This window comes from Leptothrix cholodnii SP-6 (assembly GCF_000019785.1).
Lineage (GTDB): Bacteria > Pseudomonadota > Gammaproteobacteria > Burkholderiales > Burkholderiaceae_C > Sphaerotilus > Sphaerotilus cholodnii.
Genome location: NC_010524.1, coordinates 656,340 through 682,515, shown reverse-complemented (window position 1 = coordinate 682,515; position 26,176 = coordinate 656,340). Strand labels below are relative to the sequence as shown.

28 protein-coding genes are annotated in these 26,176 nt (G+C 65.8%); 13 read left to right on the top strand and 15 right to left on the bottom strand.

The window, feature by feature from the left end:
- Positions 1–43: 43 nt before the first annotated feature.
- Positions 44–4,291 carry a Calx-beta domain-containing protein gene (locus LCHO_RS23260; RefSeq protein WP_012345669.1) on the bottom strand — a complete coding sequence of 1,416 codons (4,248 nt, stop codon included), beginning with the start codon at positions 4,289–4,291 and terminating at the stop codon, positions 44–46.
- Positions 4,292–4,609: 318 nt separating this feature from the next.
- Here LCHO_RS23260 and LCHO_RS03170 point away from each other — a divergent pair, with 318 nt between their 5' ends.
- A complete protein-coding gene (locus LCHO_RS03170; protein ID WP_012345668.1) occupies positions 4,610–4,816 on the top strand; it encodes a type II toxin-antitoxin system VapB family antitoxin in 207 nt (68 codons plus the stop codon).
- Entirely contained in the window at positions 4,813–5,193 is a 381-nt protein-coding gene (locus tag LCHO_RS03165) for a type II toxin-antitoxin system VapC family toxin (RefSeq protein ID WP_012345667.1), read from the top strand. Before LCHO_RS03170 ends, LCHO_RS03165 begins: the two co-directional genes overlap by 4 nt.
- 35 nt (positions 5,194–5,228) lie before the next feature.
- Here LCHO_RS03165 and LCHO_RS03160 read toward each other — a convergent pair whose 3' ends face one another.
- Positions 5,229–6,455 (bottom strand): glycosyltransferase family 4 protein, encoded by a 1,227-nt coding sequence (locus LCHO_RS03160; protein ID WP_012345666.1) that lies wholly within the window; start codon positions 6,453–6,455, stop codon positions 5,229–5,231.
- A gap of 95 nt (positions 6,456–6,550) precedes the next feature.
- Here LCHO_RS03160 and LCHO_RS03155 point away from each other — a divergent pair, with 95 nt between their 5' ends.
- Complete coding sequence (locus LCHO_RS03155) at positions 6,551–7,141, top strand: Uma2 family endonuclease (protein WP_012345665.1); 591 nt, start codon at positions 6,551–6,553, stop codon at positions 7,139–7,141.
- Between the two features lie 34 nt (positions 7,142–7,175).
- Here the strand turns inward: LCHO_RS03155 and gmd are convergent, their stop codons facing one another.
- The 11 genes from gmd to rfbB form a co-directional block, all read right to left on the bottom strand.
- Positions 7,176–8,300, bottom strand: coding sequence for a GDP-mannose 4,6-dehydratase (gene gmd / locus LCHO_RS03150; protein ID WP_012345664.1), 1,125 nt, complete (start codon positions 8,298–8,300; stop codon positions 7,176–7,178).
- Positions 8,301–8,310: 10 nt separating this feature from the next.
- Entirely contained in the window at positions 8,311–8,445 is a 135-nt protein-coding gene (locus tag LCHO_RS23860) for a PIN domain-containing protein (RefSeq protein ID WP_223210493.1), read from the bottom strand.
- Positions 8,442–8,705 (bottom strand): type II toxin-antitoxin system VapC family toxin, encoded by a 264-nt coding sequence (locus tag LCHO_RS22530; protein ID WP_012345663.1) that lies wholly within the window; start codon positions 8,703–8,705, stop codon positions 8,442–8,444. The genes LCHO_RS23860 and LCHO_RS22530 overlap by 4 nt, the downstream gene beginning before the upstream one ends.
- The gene (locus tag LCHO_RS03145) at positions 8,702–8,929 is read right to left on the bottom strand and encodes a hypothetical protein (protein ID WP_012345662.1); all 228 of its coding nucleotides are present in this window, start codon (positions 8,927–8,929) and stop codon (positions 8,702–8,704) included. The genes LCHO_RS22530 and LCHO_RS03145 overlap by 4 nt, the downstream gene beginning before the upstream one ends.
- An 8-nt stretch (positions 8,930–8,937) precedes the next feature.
- On the bottom strand, positions 8,938–9,864 hold the full coding sequence (locus LCHO_RS03140) for a GDP-L-fucose synthase family protein (RefSeq protein WP_012345661.1): 927 nt from the start codon (positions 9,862–9,864) through the stop codon (positions 8,938–8,940).
- A complete protein-coding gene (locus LCHO_RS23250) occupies positions 9,861–10,310 on the bottom strand; it encodes a hypothetical protein (protein WP_150105404.1) in 450 nt (149 codons plus the stop codon). The genes LCHO_RS03140 and LCHO_RS23250 overlap by 4 nt, the downstream gene beginning before the upstream one ends.
- 37 nt (positions 10,311–10,347) lie before the next feature.
- Positions 10,348–11,793 (bottom strand): mannose-1-phosphate guanylyltransferase/mannose-6-phosphate isomerase, encoded by a 1,446-nt coding sequence (locus tag LCHO_RS03135; protein WP_012345660.1) that lies wholly within the window; start codon positions 11,791–11,793, stop codon positions 10,348–10,350.
- Positions 11,794–11,862: 69 nt separating this feature from the next.
- Complete coding sequence (gene rfbC / locus LCHO_RS03130) at positions 11,863–12,414, bottom strand: dTDP-4-dehydrorhamnose 3,5-epimerase (protein WP_012345659.1); 552 nt, start codon at positions 12,412–12,414, stop codon at positions 11,863–11,865.
- Between the two features lie 22 nt (positions 12,415–12,436).
- On the bottom strand, positions 12,437–13,318 hold the full coding sequence (rfbA, locus tag LCHO_RS03125; protein WP_012345658.1) for a glucose-1-phosphate thymidylyltransferase RfbA: 882 nt from the start codon (positions 13,316–13,318) through the stop codon (positions 12,437–12,439).
- Positions 13,319–13,345: 27 nt separating this feature from the next.
- Positions 13,346–14,236: a dTDP-4-dehydrorhamnose reductase gene (rfbD, locus tag LCHO_RS03120; RefSeq protein ID WP_012345657.1), complete on the bottom strand. Its 891-nt coding sequence runs from the start codon at positions 14,234–14,236 to the stop codon at positions 13,346–13,348.
- Positions 14,237–14,251: 15 nt separating this feature from the next.
- Complete coding sequence (gene rfbB, locus LCHO_RS03115) at positions 14,252–15,319, bottom strand: dTDP-glucose 4,6-dehydratase (protein ID WP_012345656.1); 1,068 nt, start codon at positions 15,317–15,319, stop codon at positions 14,252–14,254.
- Between the two features lie 255 nt (positions 15,320–15,574).
- Between rfbB and LCHO_RS03110 the strand changes: the two genes are divergently transcribed.
- Complete coding sequence (locus tag LCHO_RS03110; RefSeq protein ID WP_012345655.1) at positions 15,575–16,696, top strand: MraY family glycosyltransferase; 1,122 nt, start codon at positions 15,575–15,577, stop codon at positions 16,694–16,696.
- 10 nt (positions 16,697–16,706) lie between these two features.
- Positions 16,707–18,146 (top strand): DEAD/DEAH box helicase, encoded by a 1,440-nt coding sequence (locus LCHO_RS03105; protein WP_012345654.1) that lies wholly within the window; start codon positions 16,707–16,709, stop codon positions 18,144–18,146.
- A gap of 35 nt (positions 18,147–18,181) precedes the next feature.
- On the opposite strand, the gene LCHO_RS03100 is transcribed toward LCHO_RS03105, so the two are convergent.
- Both LCHO_RS03100 and LCHO_RS03095 read right to left on the bottom strand, forming a co-directional pair.
- Positions 18,182–18,979 (bottom strand): SAM-dependent methyltransferase, encoded by a 798-nt coding sequence (locus tag LCHO_RS03100; protein ID WP_012345653.1) that lies wholly within the window; start codon positions 18,977–18,979, stop codon positions 18,182–18,184.
- Positions 18,969–19,586, bottom strand: a complete 618-nt coding sequence (locus tag LCHO_RS03095; protein WP_012345652.1) for a Maf family nucleotide pyrophosphatase — start codon at positions 19,584–19,586, stop codon at positions 18,969–18,971. The genes LCHO_RS03100 and LCHO_RS03095 overlap by 11 nt, the downstream gene beginning before the upstream one ends.
- On the opposite strand from LCHO_RS03095, the gene LCHO_RS03090 reads away from it, so the two are divergent.
- The 8 genes from LCHO_RS03090 (at position 19,581) to fabF (ending at position 26,175) form a co-directional block, all read left to right on the top strand.
- A complete protein-coding gene (locus LCHO_RS03090) occupies positions 19,581–20,213 on the top strand; it encodes a YceD family protein (RefSeq protein ID WP_223210492.1) in 633 nt (210 codons plus the stop codon). The two genes, LCHO_RS03095 and LCHO_RS03090, sit on opposite strands and share 6 nt — an antisense overlap.
- Positions 20,214–20,307: 94 nt before the next feature.
- Positions 20,308–20,490 (top strand): 50S ribosomal protein L32, encoded by a 183-nt coding sequence (gene rpmF / locus LCHO_RS03085; RefSeq protein ID WP_012345650.1) that lies wholly within the window; start codon positions 20,308–20,310, stop codon positions 20,488–20,490.
- 153 nt (positions 20,491–20,643) lie between these two features.
- A complete protein-coding gene (plsX, locus tag LCHO_RS03080) occupies positions 20,644–21,735 on the top strand; it encodes a phosphate acyltransferase PlsX (protein WP_012345649.1) in 1,092 nt (363 codons plus the stop codon).
- An 8-nt stretch (positions 21,736–21,743) separates the two neighbouring features.
- A complete protein-coding gene (locus LCHO_RS03075) occupies positions 21,744–22,724 on the top strand; it encodes a beta-ketoacyl-ACP synthase III (RefSeq protein ID WP_043704794.1) in 981 nt (326 codons plus the stop codon).
- Between the two features lie 76 nt (positions 22,725–22,800).
- On the top strand, positions 22,801–23,739 hold the full coding sequence (fabD, locus tag LCHO_RS03070; RefSeq protein WP_012345647.1) for an ACP S-malonyltransferase: 939 nt from the start codon (positions 22,801–22,803) through the stop codon (positions 23,737–23,739).
- Between the two features lie 8 nt (positions 23,740–23,747).
- The gene (gene fabG, locus LCHO_RS03065; protein ID WP_012345646.1) at positions 23,748–24,500 is read left to right on the top strand and encodes a 3-oxoacyl-ACP reductase FabG; all 753 of its coding nucleotides are present in this window, start codon (positions 23,748–23,750) and stop codon (positions 24,498–24,500) included.
- 143 nt (positions 24,501–24,643) lie between these two features.
- Positions 24,644–24,883, top strand: coding sequence for an acyl carrier protein (gene acpP / locus LCHO_RS03060; protein WP_012345645.1), 240 nt, complete (start codon positions 24,644–24,646; stop codon positions 24,881–24,883).
- 47 nt (positions 24,884–24,930) lie between these two features.
- On the top strand, positions 24,931–26,175 hold the full coding sequence (gene fabF, locus LCHO_RS03055; RefSeq protein ID WP_012345644.1) for a beta-ketoacyl-ACP synthase II: 1,245 nt from the start codon (positions 24,931–24,933) through the stop codon (positions 26,173–26,175).
- Position 26,176: the final 1 nt, after the last annotated feature.

Below are 26,176 nucleotides of genomic sequence, written 5' to 3'. Positions count from 1 at the left end.
GGCGCCACGTATCAACCGGCCTCGATACATCAATCGGAGTGAATCACTCCTGAACAATGAAAGACGCGTTGCTCAAGGTCGGGATGCCTGAAACCTCAGCAAACTTGACACCCACACCCGAGCCAAATCCGTCTGCATCGTAATAAAGGCTACCCGTGTTCAGATCGTAATACACGCCGGCAGCTTGTGCGGCACTCGTACTCTCGACAAAACCCGCACCAGCGTAGAACGATGACGAGTTCAAGGTGCCCGCCGCACCAAGCGCCGAAAATATGTCATTGTCCAGCGCAATCCGATCGCCTGCGGAGAAATCAGAAATGGTGTCGACGTTGGATGCAGCGTTCAGGGTTCCGTTGAACACAAATAGGTCCGAACCCACGCCACCATTCAGCACATCGTTACCTGCCGCACCATTGAGGGTGTCGTTACCCAGGCCACCGGTCAGATTGTTCGCGCCCGCATTGCCCGCCAGCAGGTTCGCCGAGTCATTGCCCGTCCCGCTCAACCCAGCCGAGCCGGTCAGCACCAGAGACTCGACTTCCGAACTCAGCGTGTAGCTGACGTTCGAATACACCGTGTCGGTGCCTTGGCCTGCGACTTCCGTGACCACATCCCCGGCTGCATCAACGTAGTAGACGTCGTCACCCAGCCCGCCCACCATGGTGTCGTTGCCCGCCCCACCGCCCAGGGTGTCGTTGCCAGCATCGCCCACCAGACGGTTCGCGCCAGCGTTGCCGATCACACGGTTGGCCAGCGCGTTGCCCGTGGCGTTGATCGCTGCACTGCCCGTCAGCGTGATGTTCTCGACGTTGGCAAGCCCTGCCAGTGAGTACGTGATGCTCGCCTGAACGGTATCCGTTCCGGCACCCGCCCCCTCGGTGATCACGTCTCCCGCGTTGTCGACCACATAGGTGTCATCGCCTTGCCCACCAGCCAGGCTATCGGTACCTGCCCCCCCGTTGAGCGTGTCGTTACCCAGGCCACCGGTCAGATTGTTCGCGCCCGCATTGCCCGCCAGCAGGTTCGCCGAGTCATTGCCCGTCCCGCTCAACCCAGCCGAGCCGGTCAGCACCAGAGACTCGACTTCCGAACTCAGCGTGTAGCTGACGTTCGAATACACCGTGTCGGTGCCTTGGCCTGCGACTTCCGTGACCACATCCCCGGCTGCATCAACGTAGTAGACGTCGTCACCCAGCCCGCCCACCATGGTGTCGTTGCCCGCCCCACCGCCCAGGGTGTCGTTGCCAGCATCGCCCACCAGACGGTTCGCGCCAGCGTTGCCGATCACACGGTTGGCCAGCGCGTTGCCCGTGGCGTTGATCGCTGCACTGCCCGTCAGCGTGATGTTCTCGACGTTGGCAAGCCCTGCCAGTGAGTACGTGATGCTCGCCTGAACGGTATCCGTTCCGGCGCCCGCCCCCTCGGTGATCACGTCTCCCGCGTTGTCGACCACATAGGTGTCATCGCCTTGCCCACCAGCCAGGCTATCGGTACCTGCCCCCCCGTTGAGCGTGTCGTTACCCAGGCCACCGGTCAGATTGTTCGCGCCCGCATTGCCCGCCAGCAGGTTCGCCGAGTCATTGCCCGTCCCGCTCAACCCAGCCGAGCCGGTCAGCACCAGAGACTCGACTTCCGAACTCAGCGTGTAGCTGACGTTCGAATACACCGTGTCGGTGCCTTGGCCTGCGACTTCCGTGACCACATCCCCGGCTGCATCAACGTAGTAGACGTCGTCACCCAGCCCGCCCACCATGGTGTCGTTGCCCGCCCCACCGCCCAGGGTGTCGTTGCCAGCATCGCCCACCAGACGGTTCGCGCCAGCGTTGCCGATCACACGGTTGGCCAGCGCGTTGCCCGTGGCGTTGATCGCTGCACTGCCCGTCAGCGTGATGTTCTCGACGTTGGCAAGCCCTGCCAGTGAGTACGTGATGCTCGCCTGAACGGTATCCGTTCCGGCACCCGCCCCCTCGGTGATCACGTCTCCCGCGTTGTCGACCACATAGGTGTCATCGCCTTGCCCACCAGCCAGGCTATCGGTACCTGCCCCCCCGTTGAGCGTGTCGTTACCCAGGCCACCGGTCAGATTGTTCGCGCCCGCATTGCCCGCCAGCAGGTTCGCCGAGTCATTGCCCGTCCCGCTCAACCCAGCCGAGCCGGTCAGCACCAGAGACTCGACTTCCGAACTCAGCGTGTAGCTGACGTTCGAATACACAGTGTCGGTGCCTTGGCCTGCGACTTCCGTGACCACATCCCCGGCTGCATCAACGTAGTAGACGTCGTCACCCAGCCCGCCCACCATGGTGTCGTTGCCCGCCCCACCGCCCAGGGTGTCGTTGCCAGCATCGCCCACCAGACGGTTCGCGCCAGCGTTGCCGATCACACGGTTGGCCAGCGCGTTGCCCGTGGCGTTGATCGCTGCACTGCCCGTCAGCGTGATGTTCTCGACGTTGGCAAGCCCTGCCAGTGAGTACGTGATGCTCGCCTGAACGGTATCCGTTCCGGCGCCCGCCCCCTCGGTGATCACGTCTCCCGCGTTGTCGACCACATAGGTGTCATCGCCTTGCCCACCAGCCAGGCTATCGGCTCCCACACCCCCATCCATCACATTGTTGCCCGTGTTCCCGGTCAACGTATTCGCCAACCCGTCGCCCGTCGCATTGACGTTGTCCGCCCCCGTCAACGTGATGCCCTCGACATTCGCCACCGCCAACGTCAGGCTCACGGCGCTCAGGATCGTGTCGTTACCTTCGTTCAGCCCCTCCACGATCACGTCGCCGCTGTCGTAGGTGTACGTGTCGTCCCCCGCGCCACCCAGCAGGCTGTCGGTGCCCGTGCCACCCGTCAGGCTGTCATTGCCCGCACCCCCGTAGATCGTGTCGTTGCCACCCGCGCCGTTCAGGGTGTTGTTGCCGGTATTGCCGGTCAACGTGTTGGCCTCGGCACTGCCGGTGCCGCTGATGTTGGCCACCCCGCCGAGCACCAGGTTCTCGATGGTGGACGAGAGGGTGTAGTTGGACAGGTAACTGATGATGGTGTCGTTGCCGCTGGCCGCTTCTTCGGTGATCTGGCCGCCGCTTTCTTCGGCGATGTAGGTGTCGTTGCCGGCGCCGCCCTTCATGGTGTCGTCGAGTGCTCGGCCGTCGAGCACGTCGTCACCGGCGCCGCCGGTCAGGCTGTCGTTGTAGCCCGTGCCGCCCAGGATGTTGCCGGTGGCACCCGCATTGGCGTTGATCAGCACCGGCGCCAGCACGGTGGGCGGCGTGAGCGATTCGTTGTCGAGGATCACGCCCTGCGCCGTGAGCACACCACTGACCAGGCCGCTCATGCCGCTGAGGCCGAGGCTGAAGGTGCGGGTCCCGTCGATGACGGCGTTGTCGGCCACCAGCACGCGCACGGTCTTCGATGTTTCACCGGGGGCGAACACCAGGGTGCCGGTGACGCTCTCGTAATCGACGCCGTCCAGCGCGGTGCCGTCGCCGGTGTTGTAGTTGACGCGGGCCTCGGCGCTGCCGGGTGCGCTCAGGGTGACGAGAAAGTCGACGTAGCCCTGGTTTTCCACCATCGTGCCGCCCTGCACGCTGACCACCGGGGTGGGCACGGCGGCGGCGTCGTTGTACTGGATGACGACGTGGGCACGCGGGTCGGTGATGACGGCATTGACGGCGCCGGTCAACGCCAGGGCGAACACCTCGCGGCCTTCGGCGAGGGCGTCGTTGTTGATCAGCACGTCGACGCTGGCGACGGTCTGGCCGGCCGGGATGGTGATGCTGTCGCTGTCGGTGACGTAGTCGCCCTCGGTGTCCAGAAGGCCGGGCGCTGCTGTGGCTGCCTGGGTCTGGTAGTGGACGGTGACGTCGACGTCGGAGGGCTTGTCGAGCGTGATGTAGACCGTGGCGATGCCGTCGGTTTCATCGACCACCACATCGCCTGCGCTCACGTTGGGCACGCCGGCAGGCATGTCGTTGTCGACGATCAGCCCCGTGACGGTGCCGCGGGTGAGCACCGCGCCCGGCGTGGTGGTGGAGAGTTGGAGCAGGATGCCTTCGATGGTTTCAAGCGTGGCATCGTCCGTGATCGGCACGCTGATCGTCGCACTCGTATCGCCGACCGGGATCGTGACGATGCCCGTCACGTGGTCGAAGTCGGTGGCGTCGAGCGCGGTGCCGTCGGTGGTCGAGAAATTGACGTCGATCGCAGTGGTGGCGGCATCGCCACTCAGCCGGAGGGTGAAGACCGCTTGCGAGTCACCTTCGCTGTAAACGATGTCGTCGACGCTGATGTACGTGGCCATGCTGGTGGTGTCCCTATGCGCAATAAAACGCCCGCATCGCGCGGGCTTGTCTGATGGATGTTTCACCCGCCACTAGACCGCAGCGAACAGGGCACAACAATCCCGTGGTTCGGGCGTTTGCAGTGCGTGGTGGGTGAACCGGGCAATGCTCACTGCGCCGGGCGTGCGCGTGTTGTCGGCGCATCACGGCCAGGGAAGAGCCTTCATGTTCTGTTCAGCCCATCGGATGGCGCGCCCCGATGCCCCCGAGCCTGACGCGCTTGTCTTGGCACACTGGTTGATGCAGACTGATGCGCATGTTGATGCACCAGACGATCCATGCGGACCACACTCACGATTGATGACGAACTCTTTGCCAAGGCTGTTTCGCTGGCAGCGCCCGGGATCGAGAAGTCCGAGTTGCTGAAGGAGTGCGTCAAGGCCTTCATCCAGCAGCAGACCGCTCGGCGCCTGGCAGCCCTGGGTGGCCAGGCCCCGGACATCGACCTTGCTCCGCGCCGGCGCGACGAAACACCGACCTCATGAACGTGCTCGTCGACACCTCCGTATGGGTCGGGCACTTCAAGCAGCGCAACGAGCGGCTCGTGGCGCTGCTTGAAGCAGGCCTGGTCGTGTGCCACCCGTACGTCGTGGTGGAAATCGCTTGCGGGACACCCCCTGGCTGGCAATCCATCATCGAGATGCTGGCTGAGCTTGAAAGCGTGCCGGTCGCGGCGCCCGACGAACTGCGGGCCCTGATTGAGCGCCGAGCGCTCTTCGGCCGCGGGTGTGGTTTCGTCGACGTCAGCCTGCTGGCCTCCGCACTGCTCAAGGACCAGACCCGGATCTGGACCTTGGACAAACGGCTTGAGGCGGTGGCCGCCGAGTTGGATCGGGCCTACCGTCCAGCGCTGCAGTCCTGAGCTCGATCGCCTCCTTCCGGCGATGGAACGTTCGCTCAGCGCTGGAACCTGAAATCCTGCGTGACACGCTGCAGCAGCGCCAGCCACTGGGCACAGCCGGCGTCGACGCTGTATCGCGCAGCCACGTGGGCCGGCCCGGCTTGGCGCAGGGCGGTGAACGCGGCGGACTGGTCGACCGCTGCGAGCAGGTGCTGCGTCAGCGCAGCGACGTCGAAGAAATCGACCAGCAGGCCCTGGCGGCCGTGCTGGATGACCTCGCGCACCGGCGCGGTGTCGGAAGCGATCACCAGGCAGCCGCTGGCCAGCGCTTCGAGCAGCGACCACGACAGCACGAACGGCACCGTGAGGTAGACATGCGCGGCCGACACCTGCAGCGCCTGCAGGTAACGCGCGTGCGGCAAGGTGCCGAGAAAGTGCGTGCGGCTGGCGTCGAGCGGCAGTTCGCGCAGCAGCTTCTCGCGCCAGTTGGGCGCGTCGGCGGGCGGGTTGCCGTAGCTGACGCCGTCGGCACCGATGATCAGCGCCTGCACGTCGGGGCGCTGGGCCTGCAGTTGCGCCAGCGCCTGCATGAACTGCGGGAAGCCGCGATAGGGCTCGAGGTTGCGCGCCACATAAGTCACCACCGGGTCACCGGCGCGCAGCACGCGGCCGTCGGGCAGCTCGAAGGTGGCGAGCGGGTCGGGGCGTGCCGCGCGGGTGTCGACACCTTCGTGGATCACCTCGATGCGCGGCTGGTAGGCCAGCGGGTGCACCGATTTCTGCCAGTGGGTGGGCGAGACGGCAACGTCGCAGTTCTCGAGGTTGAGCAGGTGCAAGGCGTTGCGGGTGCGCAGCCGGGCGCGCTGATCGAGCGTGAGCGGGAAAGCCGGGTCGAAGCCGACGTCCGCACCCTCGGTGTGGTAGTAGAACTCGCAGAAATGGATCAGCCGGGCGGCGGGATAGGCCTCGCGCACGTAGAGCGTCTCGCCCCAGCTGGGGTGGGCGATCACGACGTCGGGCACGAAGCCTTGCTGGCGCAGCTGCAGCAGGGTTTCGAGCACCGCCTGGCCGGCGAGCACCGCGGACTCCATGCCGATCAGATAGGGATGGGTCGCCGGGCCGGGCGCGCGCTTGGGCCGGTAGCGCACGTAGGTGGTGTTCGGCAGCGGCGCGCCGTCACGTTGGCCGATGCAGACCAGCTGGTGGCCGCCCTGGCGTGCCAGATGATCGACCAGATGGCGAAACTGCCCCGGGAAATTCTGGTGGATGAAGAGCGCCTTCAAGGCTGTGTGACTCCGGCTGGAAAATCAGCGCGCATTGTCCGCGCCGCGATAGCATCCCGAATCACGCGATACCGAACATTCGCCGGAGATTGCAGATGGGACATGCGCAAGTGGCCAGCCGATTCGATCTGGCCGGTTTCCTGGCCTGGGAGGCCGAGCAGCACGATCGCCACGAATGGGTCGACGGTGAGGTGTTCGCCATGACCGGGGCGCGCGATGCGCACAACCGGATCGCCGGCAATCTGTATGTGGCACTGAGAAATTCGTTGCGCGGCACGCCATGCCGCACTTTCATGTCCGACATGAAGGTGTACATCGAAACCGCCGACGCCGTGGTCTACCCCGACGTGTTCGTCACCTGCGACCCACGTGACCGCAGCACCGAAGCGGATCTCGCCAAGCGTCATCCGACACTGGTGGTCGAAGTGATCAGCAACAGCACCGGCGCTTACGACCGCGGGCGCAAGTTCGAGTTGTATCGCAGCCTGGCGAGCTTGCAGGAAGTGCTGTTTGTCGAGCAGGACCGCATGCAGGTGGACCTGTTCCGCCGCAACGACGATGGCCACTGGGTGCTGTATCCGGCTGGCGAGGCAGACGCGATCGAATTGACCAGCCTGGGCCAGACCCTGAGCGTGGCCAGCATCTACGAAGACGTGCTGCCGGCCGCCGAAGAGCCGCCGGCCTGAAGCGCGTCGAAGGCGGGCACTACGCCCGCCCGATTCACTCGTGGTGATCGAAGGCCTGGAAACCGGCCATCTTGACCAGGCTGTCCTTGCGCGCGCTGGTGTAGTCGGCCTCGATCATTTCCTTGACGAGTTCGTCGAAGGTGGTGCGCGGCGTCCAGCCGAGCTTGACCTTGGCCTTGGTCGGGTCGCCGAGCAAGGTCTCGACTTCGGTCGGGCGGTAGTAGCGCGGGTCGACCTTGACGACCACATCGCCCACCTTGCACTTGGCCTGCTTGCCGGTGACGGCCGACACGTAGCCGAACTCCTGCTCGCCCTCGCCTTCGAAGGCGATCGTGATGCCTAGTTCGGCAGCCGCCTTCTCGACGAACTGGCGCACGCTGTACTGCACGCCGGTGGCGATGACGAAGTCTTCGGCGCTCTGCTGTTGCAGCATCAGCCACTGCATCTCGACGTAATCGCGCGCATGGCCCCAGTCGCGCAGCGCGCTCATGTTGCCCAGGTACAGGCAGTCCTGCAGGCCCAGCGCGATGCGGGCGACCGCACGCGTGATCTTGCGGGTGACGAAGGTCTCGCCGCGGATCGGGCTTTCGTGGTTGAACAGCACGCCGTTGCAGGCATAGATGCCGTAGGCCTCGCGGTAGTTGACCGTGATCCAGTAGGCGTACATCTTGGCCACCGCGTAGGGGCTGCGCGGGTAGAAGGGGGTGGTTTCCTTCTGCGGGGTTTCCTGCACCAGGCCGTAGAGCTCGCTGGTGGACGCCTGGTAGAAACGGGTCTTCTTTTCCAGGCCGCAGATGCGGATGGCTTCGAGCAGGCGCAGCGCGCCGATGCCGTCGGCGTTGGCGGTGTATTCGGGCTCCTCGAACGAGACGGCGACGTGGCTCTGGGCGGCCAGGTTGTAGATCTCGTCGGGCTGCACCAGCTGGACGATGCGCACCAGGCTGGTCGAGTCGGTCAGGTCACCGTAGTGCAGCGTGAAATTGCGCTGCTCGACGTGCGGATCCTGGTACAGATGATCGATGCGGTCGGTGTTGAACAGGCTGCTGCGGCGCTTGATGCCGTGCACCTGGTAGCCCTTTTTGAGCAGGAACTCGGCGAGGTAGGCGCCGTCTTGGCCAGTGACGCCGGTGATGAGGGCGACTTTTTGAGGGGTGGTCATGGTGTGCTTCTCAGGCTGCGGTCAACAAGCCGGCGAGTTCAGGGTAGAGATGAAATTGCTGATCCAAGCTCAGCAAGCGACAGTGGGTTTCGAGCGCGGTGGCAATGATGAATCGATCGGCAGGGTCACGGTGGACATCGGTCAAGGCGGCGGACCTGACTGCGATACCGGGGTGAGATCAAGCGTGCGTATGTCTGATCCGACGGTGGCTTCACGGAGCCAATCCTGAATGTCCAGCGGAAGACTGAGTCGTCCTCTCTTTTGCAGGTAGGCAATCTCCCAATGCGAAATCGCACTCACGCAAACGTCGTCCTCGAGGTCGATCAGATCGGACAAGGCCCGTGGCAAAGGCTGATCCCCCGGCACGAGCCAACGCACCCAGACATGGGTGTCGAGCAAGATCATTGGAGGGCATCCCAGGCGTCGTCGGATACCACGGGGATGAGCAGGTCGCCCGAAACGCGGGTGCCTTGAAGCCGCTCCGAAGGCTTGCGTCGCTGTAGCTGTGGCCGGTCAGTCTGGCTGACGGGCAGGATGATCACCTCGCATTCACCATGCGACAGGGCTTCTGGCAGATCAATGACCAACTGCCGCTTGACAGGCGTGAGGATCAGACGCAGTGCTTCCATGTGAGCTTTCAAGTGTGAAACGGCGCGGCCTCGTAGGCGAGACGGATTCCATCACGAAGGCCGGTCCTGGCTTGCCAGCCCAGCCCCTTGAGCCGGCTCACATCCAGCAGCTTGCGCGGCGTGCCGTCGGGCTTGCTGGCGTCAAAGACGATGCGGCCCTCGAAACCGACGATCTGCATCACGGTTTCGGCGAGTTCGCGGATCGTCACGTCCTCGCCGGTGCCGATGTTGACCAGCGGGCCGTCGTAGCCGCTTTGCATCAGGTGCACGCAGGCGTCGGCCAGGTCGTCGACGTACAGGAACTCGCGTTTGGGCGTGCCGCTGCCCCAGACCACGTATTCGGCGTCACCGCGCTGCTTGGCTTCGTGCGCCTTGCGCAGCAGCGCCGGCAGCACGTGGCTGTTGGCGAGGTCGTAGTTGTCGTTGGGGCCGTAGAGGTTGGTCGGCATCGCGCTGATGTACTGCCGGCCGTACTGGCGGTTGTAGCTTTCGGCCAGCTTGATGCCGGCGATCTTGGCGATGGCGTAGGGCTCGTTGGTCTGTTCGAGCGGGCCGGTCAGCAGATAGTCCTCCTTGATCGGCTGCGGGCAGTCGCGCGGGTAGATGCAGCTGCTGCCCAGGAACATCAGGCGCTGCACGCCCGCCAGATGCGCGCCGTGGATCAGGTTGGCCTCGATCAGCAGGTTCTGGTACAGGAAGTCGGCGCGGTACAGGTTGTTGGCCTGGATGCCGCCGACCTTGGCTGCGGCGATGAAGATGTAGTCGGGCTTCTCGTCGGCCAGGAAGGCGTGCACCGCGCGCTGGTCGAGCAGGTCGAGTTCGGCGTGGGTGCGGGTGAGGATGTTGCTGTAACCCAGCGACTGGAGCCGGCGCACGATGGCCGAGCCGACCATGCCGCGGTGGCCGGTGACGTAGATCTTCAGGGTCTTGTTCATGCTGTGAGGGCTTGCTTCATGCCAGATCCGGATGCGAGGTCGAGGTGATCTTCGCAGCCTCGCGTAACGATTTTTCCGCTCGCGAAAGCTTCAGGAACAACCGTCGACGTTTCAAACACAACCGTGGACGTTCCATCAACAACCGTTTCTCGAAGCTGCACCGATCGTAGATGTTGCAAATTCGACCACCGACGCGATGTGAACCGACACTGGAAGCGGTTTTTCCGATCGGAGAAGAACCGGAACCGACTCTGGACGCTGCGAAACCGATCGGTGGACGCCCGTTTTTCGACAGGGGACGCAGCTTGAACGATAGATTTGGCAACGAAAACGATCGTGGAAACAATGCCAACGATCGTGGAAACAACGCCAAGGATCGGGAAAGCCGCAGAAACGATCGTGGAAGCAACGTCGACGATCAGCAATGCGGCGGAACCGATCGACATGAGAAGCTCTTCGACACGCCGAAGAGCCTGACCCGTGTCATTGCCGGCCGTAGGTGTCCTCGAACCGCACGATGTCGTCTTCACCCAGGTAGCTGCCCGACTGCACCTCGATGATCTCGAGCGGCATCTTGCCGGGGTTGGCCAGGCGGTGGGTCTGGCCCAGCGGGATGTAGGTGGACTGGTTCTCGCTCAGGATCATGACCTTGTCGCCGTTGGTGATCTCGGCGGTGCCGCTGACGACGATCCAGTGTTCGGCGCGGTGGTGGTGCATCTGCAGGCTCAAGCTCGCACCGGGCTTGACCATGATGCGTTTGACCTGGTGGCGCGGGCCGTGGTCGATGCTGTCGTACCAGCCCCAGGGGCGGTGCACCTTGCGGTGCAGGCTGTGTTCGGTGCGTTTCTGGGCGTCGAGCAGGTTGACGATCTTCTTGACGTCCTGGCTGCGGCTGCGATCGGCCACCATCACGGCGTCGGGCGTTTCGATCACGACCACATCGTCGAGGCCGACCACGCTGACCAGCCGGCTGGTGGCGTGCACCAGGGTGTTGCGGCTGTCCTGGGCGATGACGTCACCGAAGGCGGCGTTGCCGGCGGCGTCCTTGGTGGCGGCCTGCCAGACGGCGTCCCAGGCGCCCAGGTCGTTCCAGCCGGCCGACAGCGGCACCATGCGGATGTCGAACTCGCTTTGCGGGCAGCGCTCCATCACGGCGTAGTCGACCGATTCGCTCGGCACGGCGGCGAACAGCGCCTTGGACGGGCGCACGAACTTGGCGTCGGTGGTGCTGGCGTCGAAGGCGGCGCGGGTGGCGGCGGCGATGTCGGGGCGGAAGCGCTCGAGCGCGGCCATCCACACCGAGGCCTTGAGCACGAACATGCCGCTGTTCCAGCTGTAGCTGCCTTCGGCGAGGTAGCGCTGCGCGGTGGCGAGGTCGGGTTTCTCGACGAACTGCATCACCCGGGCGGCGCCGGTTTCAGGGGTGCTGCGGATGTAGCCGTAGCCGGTTTCCGGGCGGTCGGGCGTGATGCCGAGGATGACGATGGCGCCATCGGCGGCCAGCCGGGCCGATTGCTGCAGCGCAGCGGTGAAGGCCGCCAGATCGGCAACGACGTGATCGGCCGCGACGATGACGAGCACCGGATCGGTCCCGCCCGCTTGCGACTGCAGGGCCGCCAGGGTGATGGCCGGCGCGGTGTTGCGGCCCATCGGCTCGAGCAGCACGGCGCTGGGATCGCAGCCCACTTCGCGCAACTGGTCGAGCACCAGGAAGCGGTGTTCTTCGTTGCCGACGATCAGCGGCGCGGCCACCGCCAGGTCAGGCGCGGCCAGATCGACCAGGCGCAGCGCGGCTTGCTGGAACAGGCTGCGGTTGCTGTCGTCGAGCACCAGGAACTGCTTGGGATAGCCTGCACGCGACAGCGGCCACAGCCGCGTGCCGCTGCCGCCGGCCATGATGACGGGTTGGATTTGCACGGGTGTGCTCATGGATGTGAACCTCGGTGGGAGATGGAATTCAGGGTGGGTCGGCCGGCGTACGCGGCCGGTGTGCACGGCTCAGTCGAACAAGCGGGCCTCGCGCCAGCCGGGCGCCTGCTGGTCCTTGGCCGACAGCAGCGGCGGCGTGTCGAGCGCGGGCCAGGCGATGGCCAGCTCGGGGTCGTCCCAGCGCACGGCGGCTTCGCAGTCCGGGGCGTGGTAGTCGGTGGTCTTGTAGAGGAAGTCGGCGCTGTCGCTCAGCACCATGAATCCATGCGCAAAACCGGGCGGGATCCAGAGCTCGCGGTGGTTATCTGCGCTGAGTTCGGTACAGATCCAGCGCCCCAGGGTCGGACTGCTGCGACGCAGATCGACCGCCACGTCGAACACCACGCCGCGGGTGACACGCACCAGCTTGCCCTGCGCGTGCGGCGGCAGCTGGTAGTGCAGGCCGCGCAGCACGCCGCGGGCCGAGCGGCTGTGGTTGTCCTGAACGAAGCGGACCGGGCTGCCGACGGCGGCGTCGAAGCGGCTCTGGTTCCAGCTTTCCATGAAGAAGCCGCGTGCGTCACCGAACACCTTGGGTTCGATGATCAGCACGTCGGCGATGTCGGTGCGGATGATGTTCATGGCGGTGCGAAATGCGTGGGAATCAGAACGCGCGCTCGCGCAGTACCTTCATCAGGTACTGGCCGTAGCCGTTCTTGAGCAGGGGCTGGGCCAGGCGCTCGAGCTGGGTGGCGTCGATCCAGCCGGCGCGGTAGGCGATCTCTTCGAGGCACGCCACCTTCAGGCCCTGGCGCTTTTCGAGCGTGGCGATGAACTGGCCGGCTTCGAGCAGGCTGTCGTGGGTGCCGGTGTCGAGCCAGGCGTAGCCACGGCCCATGATCTCGACGTTGAGCTGGCCCTGCTTCAGATAGGCGGCGTTGACGTCGGTGATCTCCAACTCGCCGCGCGGGCTGGGCTGGATGCTGGCGGCGATGTCGCAGACCTGGTTGTCGTAGAAGTACAGGCCGGTGACCGCGTAGTTGCTCTTGGGCTTGGCGGGCTTTTCCTCGATGCTGAGGGCGCGTTTGTGTGCGTCGAAATCGACCACGCCGTAGCGCTCGGGGTCGGTGACGTGGTACGCGAACACGCTGGCGCCGGTGGGCTGGTCGGCAGCACTTTTCAGCAGGCCCTGCAGGTCGTGGCCGTAATAGATGTTGTCGCCGAGCACCAGCGCGCTGGGGGCGCCGCCGACGAAATCGCGCCCGAGGATGAAGGCCTGCGCCAGGCCGTCCGGGCTGGGCTGCACGCAGTAGCTGATGTTCAGGCCCCAGCGGCTGCCGTCGCCGAGCAGGTGCTCGAAGCGCGGCGTGTCCTGCGGCGTGGAGATCAGCAGGATGTCGCGGATGCCGGCGAGCATCAGCGTGCTCAGCGGGTAATAGACCATCGGCTTGTCGTAGACCGGCAGGAGCTGCTTGCTCATCGCCAGCGTGGCCGGGTGCAGCCGGGTGCCGGAGCCTCCGGCGAGGATGATGCCTTTGCGGTTCATGGGAACTCCCTGATGCGTGGAACGGGTTCAGCGGCCGAGCACTTCGGCCAGCATGCGGTCGACACCGGTCTGCCAATGCGGCAGGTGCAGGCCGAAGACCTGCTGCAGCCTGGCGGTCGACAGCCGTGAGTTGAGCGGGCGCTGCGCTGCCGTGGCGAAGGCGCTGCTGGGCACGGCGGCGATGTCGGTCGCTTTCAGCTCGTGGCCGTGCGCACGCGCCCACTCGATCACGTGGCGGGCGTAGGCGTGCCAGCTGGTTTCGCCGCCGGCCACCGCGTGATAGGTGCCGGCGCATTCGGGCTGCTGCAGCGCCTGGCGCAGCATGTGGGCGCTGAGGTCGGCCAGCAGGTCGGCGCCGGTGGGGGCGCCGATCTGGTCGTCGATGACGGTCAGGCGCTCGCGCTCGCCGGCCAGCCGCAGCATGGTCTTGGCGAAGTTGCCGCCACGTGCCGCATAGACCCAGCTGGTGCGCAGGATCAGGTGGCGGCAGCCGCTGGCGCGGATCGCCGCTTCGCCTTCGAGCTTGGTCTGGCCGTAGACGTTGAGCGGCGCGGTGGCGGCGTCTTCGCTGCGGGCAGCGGTGCCGCTGCCGTCGAAGACGTAGTCGGTGCTGTAGTGCAGCAACCAAGCGCCGGCTTCGGCCGCGGCCTGGGCCAGCACGCCCGGGCTGGTGGCGTTGACGGTGCGCGCGAGTTCGGGCTCGCTCTCGGCCTTGTCGACCGCGGTGTAGGCAGCGGCGTTGACGATGACCTGCGGCTGCAGCGCGCGCACGGTGGCTGCAAGCGAGTCGGGCTGGGCCAGGTCGGCAGCGAAGTCGGTGGCATGGCGATCGAGCGCGATCAGCTCACCCAGCGGCGCCAGTGCACGTTGCAATTCCCAGCCGAGCTGGCCGTTCTTGCCGAGCAGGAGAATCTTCATGGGCTGCACCACCGCTCAATCCGCCTGGCGCTCGGCGTAGTTCTGCGACACCCAGTCCCGGTACGCACCACTTTGAACGTGTGCGACCCAATCCGGATGATCGAGATACCACTGCACCGTCTTGCGGATGCCGGTCTCGAAGGTCTCGGCCGGTCGCCAGCCGAGTTCGCGCTCGACCTTGCGGGCATCGATGGCGTAACGGCGATCGTGGCCGGGGCGATCCTTGACGTAGGTGATCAGGCGCCGGTAGCTGCCGGCGGCGTCGGGCTTGAGTTCATCGAGCAGATCGCAGACGGTGTGCACGATCTCGAGGTTGGTCTTCTCGTTCCAGCCGCCGATGTTGTAGGTCTCGCCCAGGCGTCCGCCGGCCAGCACGGCGCGGATCGCGCTGGCGTGGTCGCACACGTACAACCAGTCGCGCACGTTCTGGCCGTCGCCGTAGATCGGCAGCGGCTTGCTGGCCAGCGCGTTGACGATCATCAGCGGGATCAGCTTCTCGGGGAAGTGATACGGGCCGTAGTTGTTGCTGCAGTTGGTGGTGACCACCGGCAGGCCGTAGGTGTGGAACCAGGCACGCACCAGGTGATCGCTGGCGGCCTTGCTGGCCGAGTACGGGCTGTTGGGCTCGAAGGCCTTGGTTTCGGTGAAGGCCGGATCGCTGGCACCGAGCGAGCCGTAGACCTCGTCGGTCGAGACGTGGTGGAAGCGGAACGCGGCCTTGGCGGCATCGTCCAGGCCACTCCAGTGCGCCCGCGCGGCTTCGAGCAGCGTGTAGGTGCCTTCGATATTGGTGCGCATGAAGGCGCCGGGGCCGTGGATGCTGCGGTCGACGTGGCTCTCGGCCGCGAAATGCACGATGGCGCGCGGGCGGTGTTCGGCCAGCAGGCGGTCGATCAGGGCGCGGTCGCAGATGTCGCCTTGCACGAACACATGCCGCGCGTCGCCCTGCAGGCTGGCGAGGTTTTCCAGGTTGCCCGCGTAGGTCAGGACATCCAGATTGAGCACGGGTTCATCCGACTGGGCCAGCCAGTCGAGTACGAAGTTGCTGCCGATGAAGCCGGCGCCGCCGGTGACGAGGATCATTCGATTCCTTGCAAAAGAGGTATCAGATGTGTCTATATGTACATAGTCACAACCGACGAAAAACAGGTGCAAATCAACGCATCACGCTGGTGCGACACGATAGAACATCTGCCCGCGCCAGTAACCGCCGTAAGTCGCAGATCCGGGCATCTGTGCGACGATGGTGCACTGCAGTAAAAGTGCGTGACTTTTTCACTTGGTGATGAAGGGTTCCGCCTGAATGATCAGTCATCCTTCCGAGACCCGTGGCACCTCATGACATTGTTGTTCATTTCATTTGTGGCAGCCTTTCTAGCCACGCTGGTCATCGTTCGCTCCGCAAGAAGCCACGCCCGGTTCTCGGGTGACACCGATCAGAGCGGCCCCCAGAAATTCCACGCCCGGGTGGTGCCACGCATCGGAGGCATCGGCATCGCCTGTGGCGTCGCCGCAGGCATGCTCTACGCCATGAACCTGCCGGGCACGGATCAGTACACGAAGAGCGTCCTGTGCATGGCGGGCTTCATCGCATTCAGTGCGGGCCTGATCGAAGACTTCACGAAGCGCGTGACGCCGCGCCAGCGCATGCTGGCAATGATTCTTGCCGCGGCCGTCGCCTTGTGGCTGGCAAACGCCGAAATCGAACGCACCGACATCGCCGGCCTCGACCCGCTGCTGGGGATTGCAGGCGTCTCCGTCCTGCTGACACTGTTCGCAGTGGCCGGCGTGGCCAATTCGATCAACATCATCGACGGCTTCAACGGACTCGCGTCGATGTGCGTGGCGATCATGCTGGCGGCGCTCGCGTTCGTGGCACATCAGGTCGGCGACACGCTGATCTTCAACTGCGCCTTGATCGGACTCGGTGCCGTGCTCGGGTTCTTCGCGCTCAACTACCCCTTCGGCCTGGTTTTCCTGGGCGATGGCGGCGCCTACTTCATGGGCTTCTGGGTGGCCGAGCTCAGCATCATGTTGGTTCAGCGCAACGACGCGGTTTCGCCGATGTTCCCGCTGCTGCTGTGTGTCTACCCGATCTTCGAAACCGTGTTCACGATGTACCGGCGCAAGATCGTGCGCGGTCACCCGATGGGCCAGCCGGATGCCACGCACCTGCACAGCCTGATCTACCGCCGCCTGATGCGCTGGGCGGTCGGCAAGCGTGACGTGTCCACCCTGCTGCGCCGCAACTCGATGACGTCGCCCTACCTCTGGGCGCTGTGTTCGCTGGCTGCCGTGCCTGCCACGCTGTGGTGGAACGATTCGCACGCCCTGCAGATCTGCATCGTGCTTTTCTGCCTGAGCTATCTGGCGCTCTACCGCGCGATCGTGCGCTTCAGGACCCCCCGCCTGCTGGTTCGCAAGGGCACTTCAACCGCTGTTCTCAAGTCCGCGGGATAATCCGCGGGTGATGACCGATACCCCTGACGCAGCCGAACTGGTAGCTGCCCCCGCCCGCTTCGACTCTCTGCCGCTGGATCCCAAGCTCCTGCGCGCCATCGTCGACGCCGGATATCTGACCATGACGCCGATCCAGGCCAAGGCGATCCCGATCGTCCTGGACGGGCGAGACGTGATGGGCGCAGCCCAGACCGGCACCGGCAAGACGGCCGCGTTTTCGCTGCCGCTGCTGCAGAAGATGCTGCGGCACGAAAACGCCAGCGCATCGCCTGCGCGCCATCCGGTACGCGCCCTGGTCCTGGCGCCCACACGCGAGCTGGCCGACCAGGTGGCCAACAACGTCAAGACCTACGCCAGGCACAGCCAGCTGAGAGTGACCTGCGTCTTCGGCGGCATCGACATGGCACCCCAGACGGCCGAGCTCAAGCGCGGCGTCGAGGTGCTGATCGCGACGCCGGGGCGGCTGCTGGATCACATCCAGGCCAAGAACTGCCAGCTCAACCAGGTCGAATATGTGGTGCTCGACGAAGCCGACCGCATGCTCGACATCGGTTTCCTGCCCGACCTGCAGCGCATCCTGAGCTACCTGCCCAAGACCCGCCAGACGCTGCTGTTCTCGGCCACGTTCTCGCCCGAGATCAAGAAGCTGGCGCAGAGCTACCTGCAGGACCCGCTGCTGGTCGAAGTGGCACGCCCGAACGCGACGGCCACCAACGTCGAGCAACGCTTCTACAGCGTGACCGACGATGACAAGCGCCGCACCGTGCTGCACATCCTGCGCGAGCGTTCGATCACGCAGGCGATCGTCTTCGTCAACTCCAAGCTCGGCGCCGCACGCCTGGCTCGTTCGTTCGAGCGCGACGGCCTGCGGACATCGGCCCTGCACGGCGACAAGTCGCAGGACGAACGCCTGAAGGCGCTCGACGCCTTCAAGCGCGGCGAGGTCGACGTGCTGGTGGCCACCGATGTGGCCGCGCGTGGCCTGGACATCGCCGACCTGCCCGCCGTCTTCAACTTCGACATTCCCTTCAATGCGGAAGACTATGTCCACCGGATCGGCCGCACCGGCCGCGCCGGGGCATCGGGCCTGGCCGTGTCGCTGGTGTCGCATGACGACAACCGGCTGGTTTCCGACATCGAGCAGCTGATCAAGAAGAAGATCGAGATCGAGGCGATCGAACTCAACGACGAGCGCCCCCGTCGGCCGCCCCGTCGCGAGATCGTCGATGACGTGGCCGTGGTGGATGCCCCTGCACCACGTTACAGCCGCCCGCCCAGTCGCACGAGCGTCGATCCGTTCTTCGAGCGCCCCTATCAGGCCGACCCCGACGCGTCGCCGGTGTGGGAACGTGGCAACAGCACGCCGGCGGTGCCCAGCAGTGGCGTGAGCCGGTTCATCAAGCACAAGCGCAAGGTGGCGACGCTGCTGGGCGGCAAGCTGCCGACCTGATCGAACCGGGCCGGCACGACGCCGGCCCAGGGCACTCATCCAGCCAGAAACGAGAAGACCGCCGGCCGGTCAGCCGGCAGACGCGTGTCGCTCTCGCGCCACTGCGCGATGCGCCGAGTCTGGCTGAAGCCACCAGCCAGCGTCAGGCCGCAACTGATGTTGAGCCAGGTCTGCGGCGCAAGCGTTGCCAGCAGCCCATCCAGCAGAGCGGCATTGCGATAGGGCGTCTCGATCAGCAGCTGCGTCTGTTGCAAGCGCCGCGAATGCGCTTCCAGTTCGCGCAGCTTGACGGCACGTGTTGCCGAATCGGTCGGCAGATAACCGACAAACGCAAAGCTCTGGCCGTTCAGGCCACTGGCCGCGACGGCCAGGATCAGCGAACTCGGCCCGGACAGCGGCCAGACCGGCACGCCGCAGGCGTGCGCCTCGAGCACCAGCCGGGCACCCGGATCGGCCACGGCCGGCAGCCCGGCCTCCGACAGCAAGCCGATGTCATGTCCCGCCAAGGCGGGCGACAGCAGTTCACGCCACGGCGTCTTGTCCACCGGCTTGCCGCCCCCCTTGACGGGCCGCGGCAACTCCGTCATCGACAGCGATTGCAGCGGCTGCGCCAGCGGCACCACGGCGTTGATCCGCTTCAGCAGGGCGCGCGCGCTGCGGGCGTTTTCAACCACCCAATGACTCAGGCCGGCAGCAACCCGCAGGGCACCGAGCGGCAGCACCTCCTGCAGGTCGGGCACGGCGGCGTCCCCGAACGTGCCGAGATCCAGGGTGTTGGGCACGAGATAGAGGCGCCCGGGACTCTTGGCTCCGGAAGGCAGATCAGCACCCACGGTCAGCTCCTGCCCAGCGAAGCGGGTCGGCACCCGCATCACGCAACAGCGCGCTGGTGGCGATCAGCGGCAGGCCGATCAGGGCCGTCGGGTCGTCCGAGCGGATCGCATCGAGCAGGCTGATGCCCAGGGTCTCGCACTTGGCACTGCCGGCGCAGTCGTAAGGCTGTTCGAGGCGCAGATAGGCCTGGATATCGGCATCCGCGAGGGCGCGAAACCGCACCTCGACCGGCACCCGGACACAACGCGCGAAGCCGGCATCCAGGTGCACGACGGCCACTGCGGTATGGAAGGCGACCGTGCGCCCGCTCATCTGACGCAGTTGCGCGACCGCGCGTTCGTGCACATGCGGCTTGCCGATCGACTCACCGTCACATTCGGCCACCTGATCGGAGCCGATCACGATCGATGACGGATGCAAGCAGGCCACGGCCCGGGCCTTCGCCATCGCGAGGCGCTCGCTCAACTGCGCCGGGCGCTCGCCGGCCAGCGGTGTCTCGTCCGTCGCGGGCGACACCACGTCGAACGGCATGCGCAGACGCTGCAGCAGTTCGCGTCGATACCTCGAGGTCGACGCCAGGATCAGATGGGGAACGGGTTCATGCATGGGGCGGGATTGTTGCAGCCAGCCGGGGCACGGTGCCGCTTAAACTTCCCCGCCATGAAAAACGACTTCAACCCGAAGCATCTGGACATCATGGTGTTTGCCGAGGCCGCCGGCTCGCTCTCGGGCACGACACCCTTGTCAGCGCTGCCGCGACTGCAGGACGGCCTTCACCCTGACCCGGCCGACAGCACCGTGCCGACCGCCACCTGGCAGGCCAGCGGCGAAGTCCGCATCCGCCGGGGCGCCCCCCCACAAGCGCTGCTGCGGCTGCAGGCACAGGCCGTGGCCCCGCTCGAATGCCAGCGTTGCCTCGGCAGCGTGCTCACCCCGCTGGCGTTCGACCGCCAGTTCCAGTTTGCGGCCACCGAAGAGGCTGCCGCGGAGCTCGATGCACAAGAAGAAGACGACGTGCTGGTGCTGAGCCGCAACTTCGACCTGCTCTCGCTGATCGAAGACGAACTGCTGCTGGCGCTGCCGCCCGTTCCGCGCCACGAGACGTGTCCGCAGCCTTTGACGATGAGCGCAGAAGCCGACGGTTTTGCTGCGGAAAACGAGGCTGCAGCAGAAAAACCACACCCCTTCGCCAAGCTCGCAGCCATGAAGAAGTCCGGCGGCACGGGCGGATAGAGGCCGCATTCACACACCCGCATTGGCCTTCTCGCCGGCTAATGCTAGAATCGAAGGCTTTCCCGATCGGGAACCCAGATTTCAGGAGTCCGCCATGGCCGTCCAGCAAAACAAGAAGTCGCCTTCCAAGCGCGGCATGCACCGTTCACACAATGCACTGAACACCCCGGGTACCGCCATCGAGCCGACCACCGGCGAAGTGCACCTGCGTCACCACATCAGCCCGACCGGCTTCTACCGCGGCCGCAAGGTCCTGAAGACCAAGGCTGACGCCTGATCATGGCCGACGGGCGCAGCGTGTCATCTGATCGCTGCCGCTCACAGGTCACGATGGCCGCGCATTGCCGACCGGGCGTCGTCGCCCGGGCTGCGTGACGCGACGGCTTCGACTCGCAGATTTTCCGAGCCTCTTGTGGACGCGAATACCGCAATGCAACGCCCTGTTCGCCTGTCGGTGGACTGCATGGGTGGCGATCACGGTCCGTCGATCACATTGCCGGCCTGCCGCACCTTTCTCGACAAGCATCCCGATGCCGAACTGCTACTGGTCGGCAAGCCTGATGCACTGACTGCCGCGGCCTCATGGTCGCGCTGCCGCATCGTGGCCGCGTCGGAGGTGGTCGAGATGGACGATCCGATCGACATCGCGCTGCGCAAGAAGCGCGATTCGTCGATGCGGGTGGCCATCCAGCAGGTCAAGGCCGGCGACACCCCGCCGGCAGCCGATGCCTGCGTGTCGGCCGGCAACACCGGCGCCTTGATGGCCGTGGCGCGCTACCTGCTGAAGACGCTCGACGGCATCGATCGGCCCGCGATTGCCAGCGTGATGCCCAACACGCGAGATGGTTTCACCACCATGCTCGACCTGGGCGCCAACGTCGATTGCACGGCCGAGCACCTGCTGCAGTTTGCCGTCATGGGCAGCGCCCTGGTGTCGGCGGTCGACGGCAAGGAGACCCCGACGGTCGGCCTGCTGAACATCGGCGAAGAAGCCATCAAGGGCAGCGAGGTCATCAAGCGCGCCGGCGAACTGCTGCGTGCGGCGGGTGAGTCGGGCCTGATCAACTTCCGCGGCAACGTCGAAGGCAACGACATCTTCAAGGGCACCACCGACCTGGTGGTCTGCGACGGTTTCGTCGGCAACGTGGCACTCAAGACGGCCGAAGGTCTGGCAACGATGTTGTCGACCTTCATCAAGCAGGAGTTCACGCGCACGCCCTACGCCAAGCTCGCCGCGCTGGTGGCCCTGCCGGTCCTGAAACATTTCAAGGATCGCGTCGATCACCGCCGCTACAACGGCGCGGCCCTGCTCGGGTTGCGCGGCCTGGTGTTCAAGAGCCACGGCTCGGCCGACGCACTGGCCTTCGAGACGGCGCTCACCCGCGCGTATGATGCCGCCCGCAACGGGCTGCTCGAACGGGTGCATGAGCGCATCAACTTCGCCTTGCAGGCTTCGCTGAACACAAACCCCGCGAATGCCAATCGAGCGGCCGAGGCCCCCGCACCGCGCCAAGCTGCATGACCACCCACCTGCCCCGTTATTCGCGCATCACCGGAACCGGCAGCTCGCTGCCGCCGCGTCGACTGTCCAACGCCCAGCTGACCGAAGAACTCGCTGCGCGTGGCATCGAGACGTCGGACGAATGGATCGTCGAGCGCACCGGCATCCGCGCGCGCCACTTCGTCGATGCCGGCGTCAATTCGAGCGACCTGGCGGTCGAGGCGGGGCGTCACGCCATCGAATCGGCCGGCCTGCAGCCGTCCGACATCGACCTGATCATCGTCGCCACGTCGACGCCGGACATGGTGTTCCCGTCCAACGCCTGCATCGTCCAGCGCAAGCTCGGCATCGTCAACGGCGCGCCGGCTTTCGACGTGCAGGCGGTGTGCTCGGGCTTCATCTACGCGATGACGATGGCCGATGCGCTGATCCGCACCGGCAGCGCCCGCAACGCCCTGGTGATCGGCGCCGAGGTGTTCTCGCGCATCCTCGACTTCACCGACCGCACCACCTGCGTGCTGTTCGGCGACGGCGCGGGCGCGGTGGTGCTGTCGGCCAGCGACACCCCCGGCATCCTGGCCACCGACATGCACGCCGATGGCCGGCATGTCGAGATCCTGTGCGTGCCCGGCACCGTCTCGGGCGGGCAGATCCTCGGCGATCCGCTGCTCAAGATGGACGGCCAGGCGGTCTTCAAGCTGGCCGTGGGCGTGCTCGAAAGTGCCGCGCGGGCCGTGCTGGCCAAGGCCGGCAAGGACAGCAGCGACATCGACTGGCTGATCCCGCACCAGGCCAACATCCGCATCATGCACGGCACGGCGCGCAAGCTGAAGCTGCCGCTGGACAAGCTGATCGTCACGGTCGACGAGCACGGCAACACGTCGGCCGCATCCATCCCGCTGGCGCTCGACCAGGCGGTGCGCAGCGGTCGCGTCCAGCGCGGCCAGACCCTGATGCTCGAAGGCGTCGGCGGCGGCTTCACCTGGGGCGCCGTACTCGTCGAGTTCTGATCGGGCGCGCGGTGCGCGCGCTCGATCCGTCCACGCACGGGCCGTTCCATCCACACACACCCATCGGAGTCTGCACATGACCGCGTTCGCCTTCGTCTTTCCCGGTCAGGGATCCCAGTCGGTGGGCATGCTGTCCGCCTGGGGCGACCACCCCGCCGTGCGCAGCACCCTCGATGAAGCCAGCGCCGCGCTGGGCGAGAACGTCGCCGAGCTGATCGCCAACGGCCCCAAGGAAGCGCTCGACCTGACGACCAACACCCAGCCGGTCATGCTGACCGCGGGCATCGCCTGCTACCGCGCCTGGATCGCCGAAGGCGGTGCCGCACCCGCCGCGCTGGCGGGTCACTCGCTGGGCGAATACACCGCGCTGGTGGCCGCCGGCGCCCTGAGCCTGGCCGATGCGCTGCCGCTGGTGCGCCTGCGTGCCCAGGCGATGCAGGACGCCGTGCCGGTCGGCCAGGGCGGCATGGCCGCGATCCTGGGGCTCGACGCCGAGGCCGTGCGCGCCGGTTGCGCCCAGGCCGCCACCCAAAGCGGCGAAGTGGTCGAGGCCGTCAACTTCAACGACCCCAAGCAGATCGTCATCGCCGGCAGCAAGGCCGGGGTCGAAAAGGGCTGCGAAGTCCTGAAGGCGCTGGGCGCCAAGCGCGCGCTGCCGCTGCCGGTGTCGGCACCCTTTCACTCCAGCCTGATGAAGCCGGCGGCCGAGCGACTGCGCGAGCGGCTGCTGAGCGTGCGCATCGCGACGCCGCAGATTCCGGTGTTCAACAACGTCGACGTGGCGGTGCAGACCGAAGCCGACGCGATCCGCGACGCCCTCTACCGCCAGGCCTTCAGCCCCGTGCGCTGGGTCGAACTGGTGCAGATGCTGAGGGCGCAGGGCATCACTCATGTGGTGGAATGCGGCCCTGGCAAGGCACTGGCCGGCATGGTCAAGCGCATCGATGCCGAGCTGGTGGCCATCAACCTGTTCGACCCTGCCAGCCTCGCCGACGTAAAAGGACAACTCGCTTGAGCTCGACGATGAACCCCGCCGCTGATACGACCCCCGCCCAGATCGCCCTCGTGACCGGCGCCAGCCGCGGCATCGGCCGCGCGATTGCGCTGACGCTGGCCCAGCGTGGCTACAAGGTGATCGGCACGGCCACCAGCGAGTCCGGCGCCGCGGCGATCGCCGACGCACTGGCCGCCTACGGCGGCCGTGGCCTGGCACTCGACGTGACCGACAGCGCTGCGCTCGACGCGGCGATCGACGGCATCGTCAAGCAGGACGGCGGTCTGCACGTGCTGGTCAACAACGCCGGCATCACCCGCGACACGCTGGCGATGCGACTGAAGGACGACGACTGGGACGCGGTCATCGACACCAACCTGAAGGCCGTCTTCCGCGCCTGCCGCGCGGCGATCCGGCCGATGATGAAACAGCGCTCGGGCCGCATCATCAACATCACCTCGGTGGTGGGCGCGTCGGGCAACCCGGGCCAGGCCAACTATTGCGCCTCGAAGGCCGGCGTGGCCGGAATGACCCGCTCGCTGGCTCGCGAACTGGGTAGCCGCAACATCACGGTCAACTGCGTCGCACCGGGCTTCATCGCCACCGACATGACCGAATCGCTGGCCGAGGCACAGAAGGCCGCCTTGATGGCGCAGATTCCGCTGGGCCGTCTGGGCTCGCCGGCGGACATCGCCGAGGCCGTCGCCTTCCTCGCCTCGCCGGCCGCGGCCTACATCACCGGCACCGAATTGCACGTCAACGGCGGCATGTACATGAATTGAAGCGCTCAGGCGCCGTCACCGACCGACCTTGGGGGCCGACTCCCGACCTGCGCGGCCCTCGGGTGACTCCGGAAGAATGGATCTTCGGAGCCCTTAGAATCGCAGGCTGTTTTTTGCACTACCCTCCCGGAGGAGAACCCCTCATGAGCGACATCGAAGCACGCGTCAAGAAGATCATCGCCGAACAACTCGGCGTGGCCGAAGCAGAGGTCACGAGCGAGAAGGCCTTCGTGGCCGACCTGGGCGCTGACTCGCTCGACACCGTCGAACTGGTGATGGCGCTGGAAGACGAATTCGGCATCGAGATCCCCGATGAAGAAGCCGAGAAGATCACCACGGTCCAGCTCGCCATCGATTACGCCAAGAACAACGTCAAGGCCTGATCGGCCTGCGTGACTTGCCCCGCGCCCCCCTTCAGCACGCAAAACGCATGACTCGTCGCCGTATCGTCGTGACCGGACTTGGCATTGTTTCCCCGATCGGGAACACGGTTGCCGAGTCCTGGGACAACCTGATCGCTGGCCGTTCCGGCATCGACCACGTCACCCGCTTTGACGCGGCCAATCTGGCCGTGCGCTTCGCTGGCGAAGTCAAAGGCTTCAATATCGAGGATTACATCCCCGCCAAGGAAGCCCGCCACATGGACGCCTTCATCCACTTCGGCATTGCGGCATCGCTGCAGGCCGTGCGGGATTCGGGGCTGCCCACCGGCGACGCGCTGACCGAGGAGCTGGCCGAGCGCATCGGCGTGATGGTGGGCTCGGGCATCGGCGGCCTGCCGATGATCGAGAACACCCACGACGAGTACCGCGAGCGTGGGCCGCGGCGCATTTCCCCGTTTTTCGTACCCGCCTCGATCATCAACATGATCTCCGGACATGTGTCGATCAAGTGCGGCTACAAGGGTCCCAACCTGGCGATGGTGACGGCCTGCACCACCGGCCTGCACAGCATCGGCATGGCGGCACGGATGATCGCGCACGGCGATGCCGACGTGATGATCGCCGGCGGCGCGGAGTCGACCATCTCGCCGCTGGGCATCGGCGGTTTCGCCTCGGCGAAGGCGCTTTCGACCCGCAATGACGACCCCAAGGCCGCATCGCGCCCCTGGGATCGCGATCGCGACGGCTTCGTGCTCGGCGAAGGTGCCGGCGTGATGGTGGTCGAAGAATACGAACACGCCAAGAAGCGTGGCGCCAAGATCTACGCCGAACTGACCGGTTTCGGCATGACGGGCGATGCGTATCACATGACGGCACCCAACGTCGACGGCCCGCGCCGCTCGATGCAGCTCGCGCTGAAGGATGCCGGCGTCAACGCCTCGGACGTCCAGTTCATCAACGCCCACGGCACCTCGACGCCGCTGGGTGACGCCAACGAGACCAACGCGATCAAGCTCGCGTTCGGTGACCACGCCAAGAAGCTGGTGGTGAACTCGACCAAGTCGATGACCGGCCATCTGCTGGGCGGCGCCGGCGGCATCGAGTCGATCTTCACGGTGCTGGGCCTGTACCACCAGATCTCGCCGCCGACGATCAACCTGGACAACCAGGATCCGGCCTGCGACCTCGACTACTGCGCCAACACGGCGCGTGAGATGAACATCGAGGTGGCGGTCAAGAACAACTTCGGCTTCGGCGGCACCAACGGCACGCTGGTGTTCCGCCGCGTCTGAA